At 54.6% G+C, this 21,770-nt stretch carries 16 protein-coding genes and 1 other RNA gene; 3 read left to right on the top strand and 14 right to left on the bottom strand.

Annotation, left to right across the window (positions count from 1 at the left end; genetic code table 11):
- Window position 1 precedes the first annotated feature (1 nt).
- The 5 genes from gcvP to pykF form a co-directional block, all read right to left on the bottom strand.
- On the bottom strand, window positions 2-2,884 hold the full coding sequence (gcvP, locus tag AC4FIC_RS05370; protein WP_100257514.1) for an aminomethyl-transferring glycine dehydrogenase: 2,883 nt from the start codon (window positions 2,882-2,884) through the stop codon (window positions 2-4).
- Window positions 2,885-3,081: 197 nt separating this feature from the next.
- Window positions 3,082-3,471 (bottom strand): glycine cleavage system protein GcvH, encoded by a 390-nt coding sequence (gene gcvH / locus AC4FIC_RS05375; protein ID WP_100257513.1) that lies wholly within the window; start codon window positions 3,469-3,471, stop codon window positions 3,082-3,084.
- A 30-nt stretch (window positions 3,472-3,501) separates the two neighbouring features.
- Complete coding sequence (gcvT, locus tag AC4FIC_RS05380; protein ID WP_273286440.1) at window positions 3,502-4,593, bottom strand: glycine cleavage system aminomethyltransferase GcvT; 1,092 nt, start codon at window positions 4,591-4,593, stop codon at window positions 3,502-3,504.
- A 142-nt stretch (window positions 4,594-4,735) separates the two neighbouring features.
- On the bottom strand, window positions 4,736-4,957 hold the full coding sequence (locus AC4FIC_RS05385) for a hypothetical protein (protein ID WP_100257511.1): 222 nt from the start codon (window positions 4,955-4,957) through the stop codon (window positions 4,736-4,738).
- 173 nt (window positions 4,958-5,130) lie between these two features.
- Complete coding sequence (gene pykF / locus AC4FIC_RS05390; protein ID WP_100257510.1) at window positions 5,131-6,540, bottom strand: pyruvate kinase PykF; 1,410 nt, start codon at window positions 6,538-6,540, stop codon at window positions 5,131-5,133.
- Window positions 6,541-7,007: 467 nt separating this feature from the next.
- On the opposite strand from pykF, the gene AC4FIC_RS05395 reads away from it, so the two are divergent.
- The gene (locus tag AC4FIC_RS05395) at window positions 7,008-7,772 is read left to right on the top strand and encodes a methyltransferase domain-containing protein (RefSeq protein ID WP_100257509.1); all 765 of its coding nucleotides are present in this window, start codon (window positions 7,008-7,010) and stop codon (window positions 7,770-7,772) included.
- Between the two features lie 71 nt (window positions 7,773-7,843).
- Here the strand turns inward: AC4FIC_RS05395 and acnB are convergent, their stop codons facing one another.
- The 9 genes from acnB to AC4FIC_RS05440 all read right to left on the bottom strand — a co-directional run bounded on the left by acnB (window position 7,844) and on the right by AC4FIC_RS05440 (window position 19,768).
- The gene (gene acnB / locus AC4FIC_RS05400; protein WP_100257508.1) at window positions 7,844-10,429 is read right to left on the bottom strand and encodes a bifunctional aconitate hydratase 2/2-methylisocitrate dehydratase; all 2,586 of its coding nucleotides are present in this window, start codon (window positions 10,427-10,429) and stop codon (window positions 7,844-7,846) included.
- A 309-nt stretch (window positions 10,430-10,738) separates the two neighbouring features.
- A complete protein-coding gene (gene queE, locus AC4FIC_RS05405; protein ID WP_100257507.1) occupies window positions 10,739-11,392 on the bottom strand; it encodes a 7-carboxy-7-deazaguanine synthase in 654 nt (217 codons plus the stop codon).
- Window positions 11,389-13,866, bottom strand: coding sequence for a putative bifunctional diguanylate cyclase/phosphodiesterase (locus AC4FIC_RS05410; protein WP_158524357.1), 2,478 nt, complete (start codon window positions 13,864-13,866; stop codon window positions 11,389-11,391). The genes queE and AC4FIC_RS05410 overlap by 4 nt, the downstream gene beginning before the upstream one ends.
- A 147-nt stretch (window positions 13,867-14,013) precedes the next feature.
- A complete protein-coding gene (locus AC4FIC_RS05415) occupies window positions 14,014-14,538 on the bottom strand; it encodes a DUF2878 domain-containing protein (protein ID WP_273286433.1) in 525 nt (174 codons plus the stop codon).
- Window positions 14,538-15,773, bottom strand: coding sequence for an SAM-dependent methyltransferase (locus tag AC4FIC_RS05420; protein ID WP_100257504.1), 1,236 nt, complete (start codon window positions 15,771-15,773; stop codon window positions 14,538-14,540). Before AC4FIC_RS05420 ends, AC4FIC_RS05415 begins: the two co-directional genes overlap by 1 nt.
- Window positions 15,770-16,609: a DUF1365 domain-containing protein gene (locus AC4FIC_RS05425; RefSeq protein ID WP_100257503.1), complete on the bottom strand. Its 840-nt coding sequence runs from the start codon at window positions 16,607-16,609 to the stop codon at window positions 15,770-15,772. The genes AC4FIC_RS05420 and AC4FIC_RS05425 overlap by 4 nt, the downstream gene beginning before the upstream one ends.
- Before the next feature lie 9 nt (window positions 16,610-16,618).
- Window positions 16,619-17,932: an NAD(P)/FAD-dependent oxidoreductase gene (locus AC4FIC_RS05430; RefSeq protein WP_100257502.1), complete on the bottom strand. Its 1,314-nt coding sequence runs from the start codon at window positions 17,930-17,932 to the stop codon at window positions 16,619-16,621.
- 11 nt (window positions 17,933-17,943) lie between these two features.
- The gene (locus AC4FIC_RS05435; RefSeq protein WP_100257501.1) at window positions 17,944-18,372 is read right to left on the bottom strand and encodes a nuclear transport factor 2 family protein; all 429 of its coding nucleotides are present in this window, start codon (window positions 18,370-18,372) and stop codon (window positions 17,944-17,946) included.
- Window positions 18,356-19,768 (bottom strand): cryptochrome/photolyase family protein, encoded by a 1,413-nt coding sequence (locus tag AC4FIC_RS05440; protein WP_100257500.1) that lies wholly within the window; start codon window positions 19,766-19,768, stop codon window positions 18,356-18,358. Before AC4FIC_RS05440 ends, AC4FIC_RS05435 begins: the two co-directional genes overlap by 17 nt.
- Before the next feature lie 348 nt (window positions 19,769-20,116).
- Here AC4FIC_RS05440 and ffs point away from each other — a divergent pair.
- Window positions 20,117-20,213: signal recognition particle sRNA small type (gene ffs / locus AC4FIC_RS05445), an RNA gene on the top strand.
- A gap of 207 nt (window positions 20,214-20,420) precedes the next feature.
- Window positions 20,421-21,770, top strand: a 1,350-nt coding sequence (dnaX, locus tag AC4FIC_RS05450) for a DNA polymerase III subunit gamma/tau (protein ID WP_476194870.1), incomplete at its 3' end; no start/stop codon positions are given.

The raw sequence follows: 21,770 nt of genomic DNA on the forward strand, positions 1-21,770 counted from the left end.
ATCAGGTCTCCGAGTAGCTATCAGTGGGTGGGCAGGCACAAAACAGGTTACGATCGCCCCAAACGTCGTCGATACGATTGACCGAGGGCCAGAACTTGTTGTCTGCAATCCACGCCAGGGGGAAGGCGGCCTGCTCGCGCGAGTAAGGCCGCTGCCAATCGCCAATAAGGTCTTTTTGGGTGTGGGGTGCGTTGACCAGCGGATTGTTGTCGGCCGGGAAGTGACCGGTGATGACCTGCTGAACCTCATGATAGATGGCGATCATGGCGTCGGCGAAGCGATCCAATTCAACCTTCGACTCCGATTCAGTCGGTTCCACCATAAAGGTGCCGGGTACCGGAAAGGACATGGTTGGGGCATGGAAGCCATAGTCCATCAGGCGTTTGGCCATATCCACTTCGCTAATGCCGGATTCCGCTTTCATCGGCCGCAAATCGAGAATGCATTCGTGCGCCACCAGGCCGTTTTCGGCTGAGTACAGGATCGGGTAGTAATCCTTCAGGCGGGTGACCAGGTAGTTGGCGTTGAGCAAGGCCACCTGAGTCGATTCGCGCAAGCCGTTGGCACCGAGCAGACGAATATACATCCACGATATGGTTAAGATCGAGGCGCTGCCATAGGGCGTCGCCGAGACGGCACCCATCAGCGGGTTGCCACCCGGGATCGGGGCGACCGTGTGATTGGGCAAAAAAGGTGCTAGGTGTGCGCCAACGCCGATCGGGCCCATGCCGGGACCGCCGCCGCCATGTGGGATGGCAAAGGTCTTGTGCAGGTTCATATGGGACACGTCGGCGCCGATATCAGCCGGCCGGGTCACGCCGACCTGGGCGTTTAGATTGGCACCGTCCATATAGACCTGGCCACCGCGTTGGTGGATCAGCTCACAGATTTCCTTAATGCCCTGTTCGAACACGCCGTGTGTGGACGGGTAGGTAATCATCAGACAGCTCAGTCGATCGCCGGCCTGGTCGACCTTGGCTTGCAGGTCCTGCTGATCGACATTACCGTAAACGTCGGTCTTAACCACCAGCACCTGTAAGCCCATCATCTGCGCCGAGGCCGGGTTGGTACCGTGGGCCGATTGGGGGATCAGGCAAATATCGCGATCGCCTTCGCCCATGGCTTCCTGGTACTTGCGTATGGCCAGCAAACCGGCGTACTCACCCTGAGCGCCAGAGTTGGGCTGCAGGCTGACGGCGGCAAAGCCGGTGATGGCCTTGAGCATGGTTTGCAGTTCATCCACCAAGGTCCGATAGCCTTTGGTTTGGTTATCGGGCGCAAAGGGGTGCATGCGCCCGAATTTCTCCCAAGACACTGGGATCATCTGGGTGGCAGCGTTGAGCTTCATGGTGCACGAACCCAAGGCAATCATGCTGTGATCCAGTGCTAAATCGCGGTTCTCCAGCTTTTTCAGGTAGCGCAACATGTCCGTTTCGCTGTGGTAGCTGTTAAACACCGGATGGGTCAGATAAGGCTGGGTACGCTCGAGGTTTTCGGGAATAAAGGTAGTGTTCTGGTGCGTTAAATCGGCGTCCATAACCGAGGCATTGAGGTCGTGCTCACCCAAGAGCACATCGAACAGTTCTTCAATGTCTTCGCGGGTCGTGGTCTCATTGATTGAGATGCCCAAATTATCATTCTGGTAACGCCTGAAGTTGACGCTGTGTGCGCCGGCCCGCTCCAAGATCAGGTCAACGTTGTGCAACGGATCGATGGTCAGGGTGTCAAAGAAATGCGAGTTGACCACGCGAATGCCCTTGGCCTCAAGACCCTCGGCCAGTATGCCGGTGAGCCGATGAATGCGTTGGGCGATGCGCTTAAGCCCGTCGGGACCGTGATAGACGGCGTAAAAACCGGCCATATTGGCCAACAGAACCTGCGCGGTGCAGATGTTTGAGGTCGCCTTTTCCCGGCGGATATGCTGTTCGCGCGTCTGCAGTGCCATGCGGTAAGCCTGGTTGCCGGCGCTGTCTTTGGACACCCCGATGATGCGCCCGGGGATAGCGCGTTTGTAGCATTCGCGGGTCGCAAAGAAGGCGGCATGAGGGCCGCCAAAGCCCATCGGGACGCCAAAGCGTTGGCTGTTGCCCAAGACAACATCGGCGCCCATCTCACCGGGTGACTTCAACACGCATAACGCCATCAGGTCACTGGCGACGATGGCCAAGGCATCTTGGCTGTGCAAATGTTGGATATAGGGTTCCGGATCATCGATCCGACCGTCGGTACCCGGGTACTGAATCAACGCGCCAAAGACGTCGTGCTCATGCAAGGTGGTGAGGTCGCCGCTGATGATTTCAAAGCCATAATATTCGGCTCGGGTGCGCAAGACATCGAGTGTTTGCGGATGGACATTATGGTCGACAAAAAAGCCCGTTGATTTGTTTTTGCGTACCGAACGTTTGGCCATGGCCATGGCTTCGGCCGCAGCCGTCGCCTCATCGAGCAGGGACGCGTTGGCCAAATCCATGCCGGTCAAATCGATAATCATTTGCTGGTAGTTGATCAAGGCCTCAAGCCGGCCCTGAGCAATCTCAGGCTGATAAGGCGTATAGGCGGTGTACCAACCCGGGTTTTCAAAGACATTGCGTAAAATCACTGACGGCACAAAGGTATCGTGATAGCCCATACCGATGTAGCTTTTGAACGCCTTGTTCTGCTCGGCGATGGCGCGCAAGTAGGCAAGGGCTTCCGGTTCGGGCGTGGCGTTTTCCAGAGTGAGCGGATGTGCCAAGAGAATGGATTCGGGCACGATCTTCTGGGTGAGGTCATCGAGACTGCTGGCATTAACCGCGGCTAACATAGCGGCCTGTTGTTTGGCGTCTGGGCCAATGTGTCGTTTGATAAACGCGTCACGAAATTCAAGGTCGTTCAGTGAAGTCATGTCAGTCTCTATAGGTTAGGGTCGGCGGGCCGTGATTAGGATTGGCTAATAATACGAGGCCAGTGCCGCAATTGGATGAGCTCTGTTGCGCCACGGGCTCTAGGGGCCGGTAAGCAAAAGCCGCACAGAAAACACCAACGTGGTATAAAAAGCCAACCGGCTAATGCTGCGGCGGTTGGCCTTGATGGTCGCTGAGACTATTCTTCAGCGCATTGATCGGCGTAAGAATCAGCATCCATCAGATCGAGTAGTTCCTCTGGGTCGGATATCTTGACCTTGAACAACCAACCGTCTTCATAGCTGTCGGTGTTGATCTGTTCCGGTGCATCTTCAAGTGCACTGTTGACCTCAACGACGGTGCCGGTAACGGGTGTATAGATATCCGACGCGGCCTTAACCGATTCGACCACCGCGACCGAGTCACCGGCCAATATTTCAGCGCCATCATCTGGCAGCTCAACAAAGACGACATCACCTAATTTTTCCTGGGCATAGTCGCTAATGCCGATGGTCACTATGTTGTTACTGTCTAAGCGTACCCATTCATGGGAGTTAGCATATTTTAAATCGGCCGGAATATTGCTCATCTTAAGTTCCTTCAACTGACATATTGGGTATTAATCGAACTGTTTCTTACCATTTCGAACGAATGGTAACTTAACTATTTTGACGGGCAGCATTTTACCGCGTATTTCGATAAAACAGGAATCCTTTATCGTCCCGGTGACCCGTGCCATGGCAATAGACTGCTGCAGCGTGGGCGAAAAGGTCCCACTGGTCAGCTCGCCGATGGCCGGTCCGTCTTCGCTTAGATGGACCTTTTGGTGCGTGCGCATCACGCCCCGCTGTTCCAGCACCAGGCCGACCAACTTGCCATAGGCCTGTTCTGCCTTGATCTCAGTCAAGGCGGCCCGACCGATGAACTCTCGATCTTCCGGGGTCCAGGCGATGGTCCAAGCCATGGCCGACTCCAGCGGGTGGGTCAGTTCAGTCATATCGTTGCCGTAGAGATTCATCCCGGCCTCTAGACGTAAGGTATCGCGTGCGCCCAAACCGCAGGGTTTGATCTCGGCATCTAGCAGGCGCGCCCAAAAGGCCACCACGGCGGTGGCCGGCAAGATAATTTCGAGGCCATCTTCGCCGGTGTAGCCGGTGCGAGCGATAAACCAGTCTTCACTGGCCAAACCTTGAAAGGGGTTTAATTGGTTGGCGACCGGGCCGTGTATCTTACCCAAGGCCACGGTGGCCTTTTCTATGGCTTGGGGACCTTGGACGGCTAGCATGGACAGATCGTCGCGCTCAATGATCTCGACGGCAAAACCTGCACATTGTTGTTGCATCCAGGCCAGGTCTTTTTCCCGGGTGGCGCAATTGACCACGGTGCGATAGCCGTCGACCATCTTATAAACGATCAGATCGTCGAGCACACCCGCCTGCTCGTTTAGCATGGCAGAGTAGAGGGCTTTACCGGGCGTGGCCAGTTTGGCGACGTCGTTTGCCAATAGATAGCGCAAATACTCGGTCGCCTCGGCGCCCTGAATATCAACGATGGTCATATGGGAAACATCGAACATTCCGGCGTCTTCACGGACCTGTTGGTGTTCGGCCAATTGGGAGCCGTAATTGATCGGCATATCCCAGCCACCAAAGTCGACCATCTTTGCGCCCGCGTCAATATGCGCGTCAAAAAGAGGAGTTTGCTTCGCCATAATGATCCTACTTCATTCGAGTTAAAAAATCCGCCCTAGGCTAGCGCATTTTTGTCTCTAATGACATTAGACTCTTATATAACAGTGCTGGGGCGCACCTGTAGCGTTAGTGTTACAGGCGGGATCGAGCCGGCAGGGTAGACTAAAAACGGGTGCCAGACTGGTTCATCTTAATCGATGAGGTAATGTAGATGCGCTCTGCTTTCATCATCCGAATCAACAAGAGCGAGGAGTGGATGCTGGCATCATTGGCCTGATGTTTCAGTTGCACCAAGTTAAGTTGGCTAATATTGGAATCGCTAAACGCAAATTCAATTAGGTCCTCTTCACTTAATAGGTTTTTACCAAGAATGATGGCGGCCATCAGTTGTGTCTCTGTTCAGTGTGGATACAAAGAGGGTATCGGCCGAAAGTGGTTTGAGTTTAGCTCTTTCGGCGCCTATTGCACCGATGACGGGCACATCTACGCGCGCCAAAAGGCGGCACAAAAAAAAGGAACCAAGCGGCTCCTTTTTATCATTAGCTCGCCAGGCAAGCCTAGTCGATGTATTGAACCGACAGGGTGTTGGTGCTGTCAAAGAGTGCACCGGCGACCACTAAGATGGCGTCTCCGCTGACCGCTAAGCCCTTCTCGAGCGCCTTTTCTTTTGCTTTGGCGTAGATATTATCACTGTTTTCAAACTGCTCGACGACCGAGGTGGTGACGCCCTTGGTGAGGCAGAGTTGTTGGGCTGTCTTCGGATCGCGGGTGAGGGCCAGGATCTGGGCTTTCGGGAAGTACTTGCGCACGGCCTGGACCGATCTACCCTGCACGGTGCCAACGACTATCAGCTTGATAGCCAAGTCCTGTGCAGTATGTACCGCGGCCTTACAGATCGATTCGGTGACGCGCAAGAGCCCCTGCTCATCGGGCAATGGGCGCTCAATCTGCCTCATGGCCGTATCGGTGCGCTCACAGATCTGCGCCATGATCGCAACGGTTTCGACAGGATATTTACCCTTGGCCGACTCGCCCGACAACATGACCGCATCGGTACCGTCGAGGATCGCGTTGGCGACATCGCCTGCTTCGGCGCGTGTTGGCCGTGGGTTTTTAATCATCGAGTCGAGCATCTGAGTCGCGGTTATGACCGGCTTACGGGCCAAGATGCAGGCTTTGATCATCATCTTCTGGGCAAAAATCACTTCTTCGACGGCGATTTCAACACCCAGGTCGCCACGCGCGACCATGATGCCATCGGAGGCTTCGAGGATGGCATCGAAATTATCGACCCCTTCTTGATTTTCAATTTTGGAGATGATCTTGATATTAGCGCCGCCATTGGCGATCAGTAGGGCACGAATTTCTTCGACGTCAGAGGCCTTGCGGATAAAGGAGGCGGCAATGAAATCGACGTCCTGACCACAACCCCAAACGATATCAGACTTGTCCTTTTCGGACAGGGCGGGCAGCTTGACGCTGACACCGGGTAGGTTAACACCCTTTTTATTGCCCAGTTCACCGGTGTTTTCCACTCGACAAATCACGTCGCCACCGGTGATTTCGGTAACGGTCAGCTGGATCAGGCCGTCGTCTAACAATACCGTGTTGCCGATCGCCAGGTCGTTCGGCAGTTCTGGGTAAGTCACCGCGACACGGCTGTTGTCACCGCTGATGCTCTGATCGGTGCTCAAGGTAAAGGTTTGACCGGCTTCCAGTAACACGTCGCCACCGCTGACGTTCATGGTGCGGATTTCGGGACCCTTGGTATCGAGTAAAATTGCAACCTTGACGCCCGTGTCTTGAACGACTTCACGGATGTTTGAGATTCGAGCGCCGTGCTCTGCATAGTCGCCGTGTGAAAAGTTCAAACGCATCACATTCATACCGGCTTGTACCAGTTTGGTGAGCATTTCTTTTGACTCTGACGCCGGTCCGATCGTGCAAACAATTTTAGTCTTTCGCATATTGGGATGCCCCTGTATCTGCGCTGGTTAAACCCGAGTAGGGGTCATTGGTTCATAATTGACGCGCACACTACCATAATTGGTAAATATTTCATCCTTATCGGTAAAAATATTGGTAAAATTACCAGTTGAAGTGCTGATTTAAGCCGTTTCTCCACCCCTACTCTTAGGCTAACGTCCCTTAAAATCTCTTATTTCCCCTATATTCGGCTAAAATCTTCTATCAGGGCTATTTTCTCCCGTTTGGCATCAGTTGCCAGGGTTAAGCCTAATTTTCGGTTAATTTGGTAATTAAATTACAAATGATGGCGTGTCAATTTAAAGCCCTGCGTCTTGCCGACAGAACTAAGGCACCCTGGGCTCGACTGACCCGAGACGCTCCGATCAGGGTTATTTGCAACCAATGGCTACTTTCGAGCCGGCTTTACGTTAATAATGGGCCACGTCAATAATGGGCTTGGTCAACAATGGGTGATGTTAACTTTAACGGTCTGATCGATCGTTTTGCACAGCAGATTTACCAGTCGCGCAAAGGGCGCTTACGCATGCACCTTATCGACGCCCTGTATCGGCAATATCTGCCCGAGGCGGAAATGGCCTCGATGCGCGTGCTCGATGCCGGCGGCGGCCTGGGTCAGATGAGTCATTGGTTTCTGACGCGGGGTTCGAGCGTCGATTATTTTGATATTTCCTCGGCCATGGTACAGACGGTGGCCACTGATTTTGCCGAGTCCATTGCGCAAGGTCGCCTTAGCGTCGCCGAATGCTCCATCACCGAGGCGGCCTATCCGCCGGTTTACGACCTGGTGAATGCCCACGCGTTATTGGAATGGCTGGAGGACCCCTATGACGCCTTGGCCACCCTGATGCAATCGGTCAAGCCGGGCGGTTATTTGGGTCTGATGGTCTACAACAAACATCTGTTGATGCTACGCCATTTGATGCGCGGCACGCTGAAGCGCGCCATGAGCGGCGACTTGGGTGGCGATCGGGGTGGTTTGACGCCCATTTCCCCGCTTGATCCGACCGAGGTAGGCGATTTTTTGAGCGCGGGCGGATTCCAGATCCTGTGCCAGGCCGGTGTGCGGACCTTCTCCGATCTGGCCGAAAAAACTGTGCTCGAATGGTACGACGAAACCGACCAGTTTGCCGCCGAATTGGCTCTGTGCGAACAGCGGCCTTACTGCGATCTGGGCCGTTATGTGTTGTTTATCGCGCGCCGATCCAGTTAATCCCCTGAGGTGCTTTTTTCGGCCCAAAAAAAACCCTGCATCAGCAGGGTTTTTTACGCATCCGAATCGGACTAGACGGAGACAATGACCGAGTTTGCCGCGTCAACATAATCGTCCATCTGATCGAAGTTCAGATAGCGATAGACCTCGGCCGCCATGCTATCGATCTGACCGGCATAGGCCAAGTACTCAGCCGGGGTCGGCAGTTTGCCCATCAAGGACGACACGGCCGCCAATTCGGCAGAGGCCAGATACACATCAGCGCCATCCCCTAAGCGGTTCGGGAAGTTCCGGGTTGAGGTCGACACGACCGTCGAGCGCGCGGCGACCCGCGCCTGGTTACCCATGCACAGTGAGCAGCCGGGCATTTCGGTACGTGCACCGGCATTGCCAAAGATGCTGTAGTAGCCCTCCTGCATCAATTGCGCTTCGTCCATCTTGGTCGGCGGTGCGATCCACAGCTTGGTCGAAAGGGTGCCACCGTTGGCTTCGAGCAACTTACCGGCCGCTCGAAAGTGGCCGATGTTGGTCATGCACGAACCGATAAAGACCTCATCGATCTTGCTGCCCTGAACCGCAGAGAGGATGCGGGCATCGTCCGGATCGTTTGGCGCGCAGAGGATCGGCTCCTTGATATCATTAAGATCGATTTCCAGGGTGTAAGCGTATTCAGCGTCGGCGTCGGCACGCATCAGCGTCGGATTGGCTAACCACTCTTCCATGGCCTTGGCGCGTCGTTCGATGGTGCGTTCGTTACCGTAGCCATTGGCGATCATCCAACGCAACATGACGACATTGGAGCGCAGATATTCGCCCACCGACTCTTCCGACAGGGTAATGGTGCAACCTGCGGCGGAGCGTTCGGCCGAGGCATCGGACAGCTCAAAGGCCTGTTCGATGGTCAGGTCGTCGAGCCCTTCAATTTCCAGCACCCGGCCGGAGAAGATGTTCTTCTTGCCTTTCTTCTCAACCGTTAACGACCCATCTTTAATGGCGTAGTAAGGAATGGCGTGCACCAGGTCGCGCAAGGTGATGCCCGGTTGGCGAGTGCCGGTAAAGCGCACCAAGACCGATTCTGGCATATCCAATGGCATTACCCCGGTGGCCGCGGCAAAGGCGACCAGACCCGAGCCTGCTGGGAAGGAGATGCCCATTGGGAAACGGGTGTGCGAGTCACCGCCGGTGCCGACCGTATCGGGCATCAACATCCGGTTTAACCAGCTGTGAATAATGCCGTCGCCCGGACGCAAGGACACACCGCCACGGTTCTTAATGAAATCGGGCAGGGTGTGTTGGGTGTCGATATCAACTGGCTTCGGATAGGCCGCGGTATGACAGAAGGACTGCATTACCAGGTCGGCCGAGAAGCCCAAACAGGCCAGATCTTTTAGCTCATCGCGGGTCATTGGGCCGGTGGTATCCTGCGAGCCAACGGTGGTCATCTTCGGTTCACAGTACTCACCTGGACGGATACCGATGGTGCCACATGCCTTGCCAACCATTTTCTGCGCTAAGGTGAAGCCTTTGCTGCTGGGCTCTACCGCACCCGGTCGATTAAATACGGTGGAGGGCGCCAGACCCAGGGCTTCGCGCGCTCGGTCAGTCAAACCGCGCCCGATAATCAATGGTATCCGGCCGCCGGCGCGGACTTCATCGAGCAGGACATTGGTTTTTAAGGTGAATTCGGAAATCACTGTGCCATTTTTTTCGACCTTGCCGGCATGCGGGTAGAGGTCAATAACGTCACCCATATGCATATCATCGACATCGAGCTCGATGGGCAGGGCGCCAGCGTCTTCCATGGTGTTAAAGAAGATCGGTGCAATCTTATTACCCAGGCAGAAACCGCCAAAGCGTTTGTTGGGTGCGAAGGGGATATCTTGGCCGGTATACCAGAGCACCGAGTTGGTCGCTGATTTACGGGACGAACCGGTGCCGACAACATCGCCCACCAAGGCAATCAAATGGCCCTGCTTCTTGAGTTCTTCCAGCTGCGCGATAGGGCCCAGCTCGCCCGACTTATCGGGCGTAATACCATCGCGTGCCATCTTGTACATGGCCAAGGCATGTAACGGGATGTCGGGTCGTGACCAAGCATCCTGGGCCGGCGAGAGATCATCGGTATTGGTTTCGCCGGTAACCTTAAAGACAGTCAGGGTGATTTTTTCCGGTACGGCAGGCTTGTTCAAATACCATTCGGCATCGGCCCAAGACTGCATAACCGCCTTAGCGATGCTGTTGCCCGCCTCAGCGCGTTCTTGGACATCGTGAAAGGCGTCGAACATCAACAGGGTATGTTTCAGTTGCTCACCGGCCGCGGCCGCCTGATCCGGTTGGTCGAGCAGGGACACTAGGGTTTCAATGTTGTAGCCACCCTGCATAGTGCCCAGGATGCGAATCGCTTCGGTTTTATCGATCAGCGGTGACGTTGCCTGATCCTTGACGATGGCGGTTAAGAAACCGGCCTTTACGTAAGCGGCCTCGTCGACGCCAGGCGGCACTCGTTCAACCAGCAGGCTTTTCAGAAAGGCGGCATCGTCAGCCGGTGGATTCTTGAGCAGTTCAACCAATTGTGTGACTTGCTCGACAGACAAGGGCTTCGCTGGAATACCCATGGCGGCGCGTTCTTGTTCGTGTTTACGGTAGGCTTCAAGCACGGTTGGTTCTCCATCTAAATGAGTCGTGGTAGGGCATAGGGTTGAGCCGATTGACGCGGCACGGTTCCGGTTACATCCGGTGCCGTTGTAGCGAACCGACCCCAGGGATTCGATTGGCTCCAGTCGATTGGGGCTGACGCGCCGGCTCTGGGCCGGGTCATCCGCAGGAACAGCAATCTGGACGCCTCTGGCGCCAAAGTCTAGTGAATTCAGGCGGCAAAGTTAAGTGAAAAACGCCTTTTGCAATCGATAGCTGTTATTTGTTTGGTGAATGTATGGTTATTCGGTCATATGTTGAGCTTATTTTAGTCAGTCGATATTGACGATCTTGTGGGCTTGTAAGGTCAGATGCCACTCAGGATGGCTGAGGCAATAGTCGATACAGGCCTGGGTCGCGTGATTGCGAGCCGGCACAATGGTCTGCTCGCGGTAGTCGTTTATCGGGCTCAAATAACGGTAGTCGGCCTGGAGCTCGGTAAAGCGCTCCGGCGGGGCATCGACCTGCGGATAGACCAGCTTGAGTTCGTTGCAACGGGTCAGGGCCACCTGAGCGACACCCTTGGGGCTAATGCAGACCCAGTCCACGGCGTCGGGCAAAGCCAAAGTGCCATTGGTTTCCACGGCACAGACAAAGTCCAAGCGGTGCAGTTCGGCGATCAAACGGTCGTCTAATTGCAGAGCCGGCTCCCCGCCGGTGAACACCACGAAGCGATGGCCCCGTCCGCTTGGCCACTGGGTGGCAATGGCTTGCGCCAGGTCGGCGGGTTGTTTGAACTTGCCGCCGTTCTGACCGTCGGTGCCGACAAAATCGGTGTCACAAAACTGGCAAACCGATTGCGCTCGGTCCTGTTCTCGGCCACTCCACAGATTGCAGCCGGTAAAGCGGCAGAATACGGCGGGACGACCGGTGTGAAAGCCTTCGCCCTGTAGGGTATAAAACATCTCTTTCACGCTATATGTCATAGGCTTTCGGTGGGACCTTTAGGTTGATTGTTGAGAAGTTGCTCGAACTCGGCAGGCATGACAGGGGGCGAATAGAGGTAACCCTGAAACACATGGCAACCCATATCGCGCAGTAGGGCTAATTGTGCCTGCGTTTCCACCCCTTCCGCCACTGTATTTAAGTTAAGCTGCGCGGCCATCGCCAGAATGGTGCGCACGATCGCGGTATCGTTAGGGTCATGGGGGATGTTGCGCACAAAGGATTGATCAACTTTGAGCGTATCCAGCGGTAATTGTTTGAGATAATTTAAGTTGGAGTACCCGGTGCCGAAGTCATCGATGGAGAAATGCAGGCCAAAAGTACGCAGCGCATTCATCGACGCAACCGTATGATCGATGTCGTCGATAATCATACCCTCGGTAATTTCCAGGTCGATCATATTTGCATCGATGCCCTGTTCTGTGACGATGCCACGGACCAGTTGGGTGAAGTTCTCATGGCGAAATTGCTGTGGGCTGACATTGATCGAAAGCTTGAATCGGTCGTCGATTGACGCCGCATCCCGCCAATGGGCGGCCTGGGCGATGGCCTCTCGGAGCACAAACTGGCCGACTATATGCATTAGATCGGCCGCCTCCAAGAGCGGGATAAACTCTACCGGGGAGACCAAGCCACGGCGCGGATGGGCCCAGCGCAATAGGGCCTCAGCCCCCACAATGCGGCCGTCATTGCTGTCCACCTGGGGCTGGTAAAGGAGGAAGAACTGGTGTTCGGTAATGGCCACCAAGCAGTCTTCTTTGAGTTCGAGAACCCGTTGGTTGGCATCGGCCATTTCTTGTTCAAACAGAATAAACTGGTTTTTACCCAATTCTTTGGCCTTGTACATCGCCATGTCGGCATGGCGCAGGAGTTCTTCGGCCGTTTGAGTGCGATCGTAGAAAAAAGCTAGGCCGAGACTGGCGCTGACTTGCAGGCAATCCCCTGGAATCTTAAAGGGGCGTGCCATGGCGGCGACTAAGCGCGTAGTTCGGCCCACGGCAATTTCCCGGGCCAACACCTCAACGCGGCCCAGATCGGTCATGCAGATAACAAATTCATCGCCTCCTAAGCGGGCAACGGTGTCCTGTTCGCGCACGCCCTCTGTTAAGCGCTCGGCCACGGTGCTGAGTATCGTGTCGCCGATGAGGTGGCCTTTGCTGTCATTGATGGCCTTGAAATCATCGAGATCGATAAAAATTAACGCGCCGAAGTTGCCTGAGCGTTGCGCCCGCAAGAGGGCCTGGTCGAGTCGATCGAGAAATAGATGGCGATTGGGTAGGTTGGTGAGCGAATCGTGATAGGCCAAATGCTGTATATAGGCTTGATGTTCCTTGCGTTCGGTGATGTCCACACCGACCGTGAGTAGAGCGTCTTGGCCCTTGTATTGGATTGCCAACTTGCGCAGTTCCAATGAGAGAAATTGGCCATTTTTTAAGGCCCAATTGACCTCTGGTAGCAAAACCGATTTGTGACTGACGAAGGCCTCGTTATCGGCGTCGATAATAAGCTGCGCAGTCGCGGCGGAAAAATTGCGCAAAACCTGGTCATGCTGACTGCCAATAAAGGTCTTTTCGTCCAGTTCAAAGGTGTTCAGAAACGCTCGGTTGGCGAGCAGCACGGTACCGTTGATGGTTTTAACATAGATCAGATGCGGTAGGTGTTCGACCAGGGCATGTAAACTGCTATAGGATTGCTCGGCCGCACTCAGGGCCGCGCGGTTTTCACCGATCAAGCCATCGGCGACGCCTATGTAGGAATTGAGTGCCTTGACCAGGGTCCCGAACTCATCGTCATGATGGCGGTAGCGGGGTGCCAGACGCTGACCCCGGCTATGATTGATATCGATGTGTTTGAGTTGCCTGGATAGGCGGCTCAGCGGTCGAGTTAGGCTCCGATTGACAATAGCGATCAGGATCAGGGTTAAGCAGATGACGCTGATAAAGTTCAGTAGTAGCCGACTCCAGGTAGTCCGCATCAATGACTGATAGCGCCAATGGTTGTTGTACTCGAATTTCAGCGTGCCTAACTTGACCGGGTCGGATGGATCGAAGCCCAATGGCACCGAATAGTAACGCACGGGTTCGCCAATAAAGGGTACTAGGTACGGCGCGCGGTAGGGCCGGGTTTGGCTTTTGTGACCAAAGGCGACGGAGGTGTTTTGTTCGTCAAAAATCCACACCGCGGTGACGAAGGGGTTAATTAACAGGCCCTTGACGATCTCCGTGCCGAGCACCGAGTCGAGCCGAAACACGGCCTGTTTCGCCGGGTAGATCGATGCCATGCCAACGCGTTCAACATCTTGTTCGATCAGGCTGGCGTGGTTTTTCAGTTCGACCATGAACGCAATGCTGCCCACGATCAGGCTCAAGCCAACCGCGGTCACCAAAAAGGTGATCGCTAAACGCAGAGAAATCTGACGTCTGATCAGTGTATGAGTGGTCGCAAAAGGGTTCATCAGATGGATTTGGAGCTCGCTGTGACCGCTGGGGTCCGTGCAGTTAAGCAAGGATTTCCACATATTGCCAGTTTGGCGAGGGTATAGTCATCAGTAAATGAGCGGACCTCTACAAGGTCGATTCAGGGCCCGTTGCCGGGCCACCGTTTAACGCTCTGGCGCTTGAGCCCTGGTCGGCGGCGTTGCGGATTCGCTGCGCTGTTGCAGTCGAGCCAGTAGCCAATAGAACAGTGGCAACCACAGGCCCCAGAGCAGGGCTACTAGGCTGATGCCTAAGGTGTCGGTGGTCGCTGCGCCAAGCCGGGTACCGGCCCAATAGCTACCGCCGCCACCGACCACACCAAAAAACGCCTGCAAGAGGGGTTTGCCGGTGAGCCAGCTGAGGCTGTGTTGCAGGGTCAGCGGGAAGATCAGCCAGAGGGCCATCAGCCAATAGGGCATGTACAGGCCGGGGCCATCGAAATGAATCAGGCTTGACCACTGCCAAACTACGTCGATCACCAAACCGAGTGCGGATATAATCAGCAACGGTTGCCAGCGATAGACTTGACTATAGAAACGGATGTGTACCGCTATAAAGAGGGCGGCCCACAACAGGGCCCAAGGAGTTTGCAGTATCACTGCTAAAAACCACCCGGCCTGAAACAGGGCGAAGTTAATCAACTTGGTCATCAGAATTCCCAGTCTACCGTCGCCTTACTCTTACTGAAGACAATTTGCGACGTACCAATGGCGCGTTCTAAGAAGGCACCCTCACAATAGGACAGATAATAGCGCCACATTCTAAAGAATTGGGCATCGTATTTGTCGGCCGGTAATTGGTCGAAGTTCTCGACAAAACGCACCTGCCATTCGTTCAGCGTGCGCGCGTAATGGGAGGTGATATCCTCAAAGTGGCTCAGCGTCATATCGGTTTGTTCGGCAATATGGCGGTTAATCAAGGAGATGCTCGGCAAGTGCCCGCCGGGGAAGATATATTTGCGAATAAAATCGACACTGTTCTTGTAAGACTTATAGCGCTGGTCGTTCATGGTGATGCTCTGTATCAAGGCCAGGCCATCATGGCTGAGCAGCGTGCTGATTTTATTGAAGTAACCGGAGAGGTATTTATGACCCACGGCCTCGATCATTTCAATCGACACCAGACGATCATACTGACCGGTGAGTAGGCGATAGTCGGAGCACAGCAGGGTGATCCGATCGGTCAAACCCGCCTCGGCGATTTTGGCCTCTGTGTAGGCAAACTGCTCGGCAGAAATGGTTGTCGTGGTCACCCGGCAGCCGAAGTTTTTGGCCGCGTAAATCGCCAGTGCGCCCCAACCGGTGCCGATTTCAAGCAGATGATTGTCCGGACCGAGATTGAGCTTTTGACAGATGCGCTCGAGCCGAAATTGCTGGGCTTCTTCTAAGCTGGCATCGGCGTGCGGAAAGATAGCCGCCGAGTACATCATGCTCGGGTCGAGGAAACTGGTAAACAGATCATTACCCAGATCGTAATGGGCTTGAATATTTTTGTGCGACCCGCGAATGGTATTGCGGTTCAACCAATGGGCCATATTGAGAAACCATTGGGATGGACGCGACATCCACGTGACCCGTTCTGGGTCGCTATCAATGTTGGCTGAGAACAGCCGGATCACCGAGGTCAAATCAGGTGATTCCCACAATCCTTCCATATAGGTTTCGGCCGCGGCCATGGAGCCACCGGTCACCAAATCGCGAAAAACCTTGGCGTCCAATACCGTTACTTCGGCATGGGGGCCGGGACCGGCTAGGCTGCCAAAGACCTTATTGTGTTGCTCATAGTTCAGTGTCAACGACCCTTGGGTTAGGTGTTTTAACAGGCGTGATGCGGCCCGCCAGGCGAAGGTTGGGGCTGTGTTCGCTGCTGTGGTCGCCGTAGTCATGAAGATTTTTCCTTTTTAGCGTTCTTAGGGTGAGGGTAAAATGGGACGCCTTTAAGCCATAATTTCAGGGCATGCCAATAGATGCCAGTGCTAATCTTTACGGCCATCGCGGGAAAACGGATGAGCGTATGGCGGATTGCCGCGGCACTGATTGGCGTCGGTGCCAGACTTAGGCTAGCGTCGAATATTTTATCGCCGCCTTGCCAGCTTTCCAAGTGAATAGTGTTTTTGCGCCGACCCGGCTGGGCAAAGCGCCAGTCGTAATTAAGATTCATTGGGTGAAACGGCGAGATGTGAAAGTCTTTGATCAGCTTGAATCGACAGGCCTTGGCCGAATAAGATACCGGGCTAATCGCCCTATCATCTGGGGTTGCCGACAAGACGTATTGAAACCGCTCGCCCCATGGGGTGTTGGTGATTTCAGGCATGATGGCCAACAATTGATCGGCCGCGTCGAAGGCGTAGTAGAAGGTAACCGGATTGCTTAAAAAACCTAAGGTGCGCAGATTGGTGAGCATACAGACCCGGGCAATGTTACTTTCCAAAATCGCTGATTGCTCAGCAATTTTCCCTACCACCGCCGATTTCAAGGATCGCTGAGGATCGCCAAAAAAGTCACTGCGGCGAAAATTTAGCCAGTTAAAACGCTCCATCGACATCAGGCGCGAGCATGCCATAACCTGGGGCAGCTCATCGAGATCCAGATAGAGCATAAACATCGGGTATTTTAGACTATGGGCTTTGGGCGCAAAGCGACGATGGCGCACCCAGCCGATCATCAGTCGGCTATTGCCGCCAAGTCGATCGGCGGCCAAGTCGACTATGCTAGCGCTCATCTGAGGTGCCTATTCATGCTCGGCGACCCGCTCTGATTCATGCCGATGTTTGGCTGCGGTATGCGGCCGATTGTGCAAATCATCGACCACGCGGAGCGCTGAATTGACGCCATCTTCGTGAAAGCCATTAAACCAATAGGCGCCGCAAAAATGGCTCCGATTGGTGTTGCCGATGTCGGCATAGCGGGCCTGGGCTGCGAGCGACGCGCGACTGAATACCGGGTGGGCATAGTTGAAGCGGGCTATTATTTTGTCCGGGTCGATCAGTTCGGTGCGGTTGAGGGTGACGCAAAAGGTCACCGGAGCGCTATCGAAGCTTTGCAAGATATTCATGTTATAGGTCAGGCTGGCGGGTTTACTTTTGTCCGCACCTAGATGGTAGTTCCAGGCGGCCCAAACTTTTTTCTGTTTTGGCAGTAGCGCCTCATCGGTGTGCAATACGACGTCGTTATCGGCATATTTCATGGCGCCGAGAACCGACAATTCAGCGTCAGTTGGCTCTGCCAATAAGGCCAAAGCCTGATCGCTGTGGCAGGCGAACACAACCTGGTCAAAGTTGTGCTCGGCGCCATCGGCAAAGTGCAAGGTTACCCCATCACTACGACGCTCGACTCTATCGATGCGGCTGTTGAGGTGTACGCGTTCGGCGAAGGGTTCGGTCAATGGCGCAACATAACTGCGCGATCCGCCCTTCAAGACATACCATTGGGGTCTATTGGTGACCGAGAGCAGGCCATGATTGTTAAAGAAGCGAATAAAAAACAGAGCGGGCAGATCCAGGATCGTGGCCTCATCGGTTGACCAGATCGCTGCGCCCATAGGGATGATATATTGCGCCGTGAATGCCGCGCCAAGTTTGTGTCGATTCAGGTACTGCCCCATGGTGATGTCCGCAGTCAAGCGATCGGCTGCCAAGTCTTCGGTGCTCAGTCGATTGAAGCGGATGATATCGGCGACCATGCGATAAAACTTGGGCGACCAAAGATTGCGTCGTTGGGCGAACAGGGTATCCAAATTACGGCCGTTGTATTCCAGGCCGGTGACCTCGTCACTGATCGAAAAACTCATCTCGGCGGCTTGCCGCTCAACGGCCAAGGGCGCCATCAGGGCATTAAAGTTGCTGTAGACCCAATCGTTATAGACAATAAAGCCGGTGTTAACAGGGTAGACGACACCTTCGACGGTGACGTCATGGGTGTTGGTATGGCCGCCTAGGTAGTCGTTGTATTCATAGAGTTGGATATCAAAATCCGGATGCAATTTACTGGCTGCGGTGAGGCCTGCTATGCCACTGCCAATAATGGCTATCTTGGGTCGACTCATGCTACGGATTCCTAGTTCAGGCGATTTTTTATCAGGTTGATTATTTGCTTTAACAGCGGGATATGGCCGAATAGCATCGCGGTGCTGTCGAAGTAATCCTGATGATGGGTGATCTTGCCGTTTGCAAACTGAACTCTTGACGTACCCGGGACCACAATCGCGTTGCCGCCATTGAGCTTCGGGTGCACAAAGGTCATGTCCCAGGCCAGAAAGGCGCTTTGGTCATCCCCGAGCGTATGGGTGAAGTTGAAATTGATGTGGCTGACATTCTGGTACATGTTCTTAAAGTAGACTTGTAGATTCGGCAACGTTTCTATCCGATGAAGCGGGTCGATAAAAACGACGTTATCGGCATAGAGATTCGCTAACAGGTCGCTCTCTACTGTGTCTTTATTGAGCGCCGCATAGGTCTCTTGGATGCGTTCAATGATGTTGGTCATAGTCTTGTCCTAACTTCTTAAATTTAACCAGGGTGTCCGCGCGCGATGTTTTATAGTCGACCACAGGCAAGGGGTAGCCCAAAGCGAGCGCGAGTTCAGGGGTTGGTTGGTGGATGGCTTTGTTTGCCAAGGGAGCCAATTCAGGGACGTATTTACGAATAAAATCACCGTCCGGATCAAAGCGACGGGATTGTTCATGCGGATTGAAGATGCGGAAATAGGGCGTTGCGTCAACGCCGGTCGAGGCCACCCATTGCCAGCCACCATTGTTGGCCGCGAAGTCAAAGTCGGCCAGCTGACGGGCAAACCAGGCTTCGCCATGACGCCAGTCCACTTGCAGGATTTTTACCAAATACATGGCCGAGACCATGCGCAAGCGGTTGTGCATCCAGCCGGTCTGGTTGAGTTGACGGGCAGCGGCATCGACCAGGGGAACCCCTGTTTGGCCTGCTTGCCAGCGTTGCAACAAGCTCGGGTCGGTCTGCCATGGGAATTGGTCCCACTTTGGATTAAAGGCCTTGCCGAGGCAAAGCTCAGGCCGCCAAGCCAGCAAGTACTTGTAAAACTCACGCCATAGAATCTCGGATAAAAAGGCATTTGAGCTGGTTAAGGCTTGGCGCTGGGCAATGGTCCAGAGCACCTGTCGGCTACTTAGGGTGCCGAGCGCCAGGCTAGTCGATAAGAGCGAGGTGCCGGCGCGGGCTGGAATATCGCGTAGGCTGGAGTAGTCGTTCATCTGGTCCATAAAATCTTCGAGGCGTTCATGCGCCTGTTGTTCTAGGACCGGCAATTGCATTGGATTATCCCAGACAAAGCGTTCCCCCAGTGCCAGCGGTTTGGCCGCCTGGGCCGGCAAACCGTTATCGGGCGCCGGACGCGGGGCGACCAAGGTATCGATGATTTGGGCTAACAGGTTTCTCTTATAGGGGGTAAAGACCTTATAGAAGTTGCCCTGCAGGGTGAGCAGCTGGCGCGGCGGCGCTGAATACAGATCATTGGCGCGATGCAGGTGCATCTGTTCCGGTGCCTGGTCGTGAAACTGGCCATCTCTCAGGCGTTCATCCCAGCCCGGCTCATAGTGGCAATAGATATTGTCGACATCGAGACGAACACACAACTCGATAAGATCGGTAACCCCCTGCTGCCAGCTCGGTGCCGTGATGATCTGCAGCTCAACACCCAAAGCGGCCAAGTCATCGTTGAGGGCATCCAGGGCCTGCTGATAGGCGGCCAACTTTGGGCTGCCAGCGCCCTGTTGCTGAAGCTGTTCCGGACTCCAAATAAAGGCCGCAGTTATTGTGCTGTTTTGTTGGTGAGCCGCAACCAGGGCCTCGCTCAGGGGGGCATGGTCGCAGGTACGCAAATCGTTTCGAAACCAGACAAGTTGATTGGCCATTGGACGCCTTAAAAGTATTTTTTTTAGTTTGGCTCAGTGGCCTTGGTCTCAGCTCTGCGCTGTAACAGACCATAATGACGCAAAATCGACCGGGGTGCCAGATCGGCAATCGACTTGGCCCGATAGTGAACGGTCGAGCTACGCAGCGCCTATGTCCGTCGCCGAAGCGCCATAAAGGGTCGGCCGTTGCGAACGGTATTAGCGCTACCTTACGAACTGAGTAGCGTCTCGGATGATACTTTTCATCACTAATGCCAATCTATTTCGTCTGATTTGCGCCAAGTCTTTGATTGGCTGTTGCCATTGGGCCCCGATTGTGGATAATCCGCCGGACAGTTGTGGTGGTCCTGCCGGTCCCCTCGCAACGAGAGGACGTTAACTCCGCCAGGCCCGGAAGGGAGCAACGGTAGCGTCTGATTCGTGTGCCGGGGTGTGGCTGGTGGGACTGCCGCCCAAACTGTCGATTCGTCTGAGCCCTATCTGCAATACCCCTAATCCCGTTCCAAATCCAATGCTTGCCACCTTAGCGTCATTAGCCGATCTAACTGGCTGTTTTACGTGGCTATTTTTCGTCAGCGGCATATCAGCACTGGCAGCAGTGGGCAATCAAAGTTACGATAGTGGCCTTTTATCGGTGAACGAACGAAACCCTATGTCATATCAGGTTCTCGCCAGGAAATGGCGCCCATCGAGCTTTTCGGAAATGGTTGGTCAGGCCCATGTTTTACGGGCTCTGATTAATGCGTTAGACCAGCAACGGCTGCATCATGCCTATCTGTTTACCGGCACCCGGGGCGTGGGCAAAACCTCCATTGCCCGCTTGCTGGCCAAGTGTCTAAATTGTGAAGTCGGGGTCAGCTCGAACCCTTGTGGCGTCTGTTCAGCCTGTACCGATATCGCCAACGGTCGATTTATTGATCTGATTGAGGTCGATGCGGCCAGCCGAACCAAGGTTGAAGACACCCGAGAATTACTCGAAAACGTCCAATATGCGCCGTCGCGCGGACGCTTTAAGGTGTATCTGATCGATGAGGTGCACATGCTCTCGACCAGCAGCTTTAACGCCCTGCTCAAGACCCTAGAAGAGCCGCCCGCGCACGTCAAATTCCTCTTAGCGACCACCGATCCGCAGAAGTTGCCGATGACGGTCTTATCGCGCTGCCTGCAGTTTAATCTCAAAAACATGAGCCGCGAGCACATAGTGCAACATTTGCACACCATCTTGGCGGCCGAGCAGGTGCCCTATGATGAGCCCTCCCTGTGGTCGGTTGCCGAAGCGGCGCGCGGCAGTATGCGTGACGCCCTAAGCCTGACCGATCAGGCCATCGCCTTTGGTCAGGGTGCGCTGATCGAACAGGAAGTGGCGGCCATGCTTGGTAGTGTCGACCTGCGGCGAGTGCTTAAGTTGGTCCGGGCTATCTTCGAAAAGGATATCGATACGGCGCTGGCGCTGATCGCGCAAATTGATCAACACTCGCCCGATTACCAGACCTTGATGACCGAGCTGATGTCGACCTTGCATCGAATTGCCATTGCCCAAGCAGCGCCCAGTGCCATCGACAATCAGAAGGGTGACAAGGCGGCGATTATTCAATTGGCCTCGGCGACGCAACCGGAAGACGTGCATCTTTATTATCAAATCGCCATACAAGCCAAGCCCGACCTGGCCTTGGCGCCGAGTGAACGCGCCGGGTTCGAGATGACCCTATTGCGCATGGTGGCCTTTAGCCAGACACCGGCCGCAGCGATTGGTGAACTGAGCGCCTTGACCAGTCAGTCGGTCGACGCCGGTGCGGAAGTGCCCGACAGCCCAAAGCTCCAGCAGGTTGAACCCGAGATTGTGGCGGTTGAACCTGTTAGCACGATGCCACAGTCAGAGCCAGAGCCACAGCCACAATCAGAGCCAGAGCCACAGTCAGAGCCACAGCCAGAGCCACAGTCAGAGCCACAGTCAGAGCCACAGTCAGAGCCAGAGCCACAGTCAGAGCCACAGTCAGAGCCA

The sequence above is a fragment of the Reinekea sp. genome, assembly GCF_982785585.1.

Coding starts and splice junctions, on each gene's coding strand:
- gcvP (WP_100257514.1), bottom strand. CDS start 2,884: ATGACTTCACTGAACGACCTTGAATTTCGTGACGCGTTTATCAAACGA.
- gcvH (WP_100257513.1), bottom strand. CDS start 3,471: ATGAGCAATATTCCGGCCGATTTAAAATATGCTAACTCCCATGAATGG.
- gcvT (WP_273286440.1), bottom strand. CDS start 4,593: ATGGCGAAGCAAACTCCTCTTTTTGACGCGCATATTGACGCGGGCGCA.
- AC4FIC_RS05385 (WP_100257511.1), bottom strand. CDS start 4,957: ATGGCCGCCATCATTCTTGGTAAAAACCTATTAAGTGAAGAGGACCTA.
- pykF (WP_100257510.1), bottom strand. CDS start 6,540: ATGCGAAAGACTAAAATTGTTTGCACGATCGGACCGGCGTCAGAGTCA.
- AC4FIC_RS05395 (WP_100257509.1), top strand. CDS start 7,008: ATGGGTGATGTTAACTTTAACGGTCTGATCGATCGTTTTGCACAGCAG.
- queE (WP_100257507.1), bottom strand. CDS start 11,392: ATGACATATAGCGTGAAAGAGATGTTTTATACCCTACAGGGCGAAGGC.
- AC4FIC_RS05410 (WP_158524357.1), bottom strand. CDS start 13,866: ATGAACCCTTTTGCGACCACTCATACACTGATCAGACGTCAGATTTCT.
- AC4FIC_RS05415 (WP_273286433.1), bottom strand. CDS start 14,538: ATGACCAAGTTGATTAACTTCGCCCTGTTTCAGGCCGGGTGGTTTTTA.
- AC4FIC_RS05420 (WP_100257504.1), bottom strand. CDS start 15,773: ATGACTACGGCGACCACAGCAGCGAACACAGCCCCAACCTTCGCCTGG.
- AC4FIC_RS05425 (WP_100257503.1), bottom strand. CDS start 16,609: ATGAGCGCTAGCATAGTCGACTTGGCCGCCGATCGACTTGGCGGCAAT.
- AC4FIC_RS05430 (WP_100257502.1), bottom strand. CDS start 17,932: ATGAGTCGACCCAAGATAGCCATTATTGGCAGTGGCATAGCAGGCCTC.
- AC4FIC_RS05435 (WP_100257501.1), bottom strand. CDS start 18,372: ATGACCAACATCATTGAACGCATCCAAGAGACCTATGCGGCGCTCAAT.
- AC4FIC_RS05440 (WP_100257500.1), bottom strand. CDS start 19,768: ATGGCCAATCAACTTGTCTGGTTTCGAAACGATTTGCGTACCTGCGAC.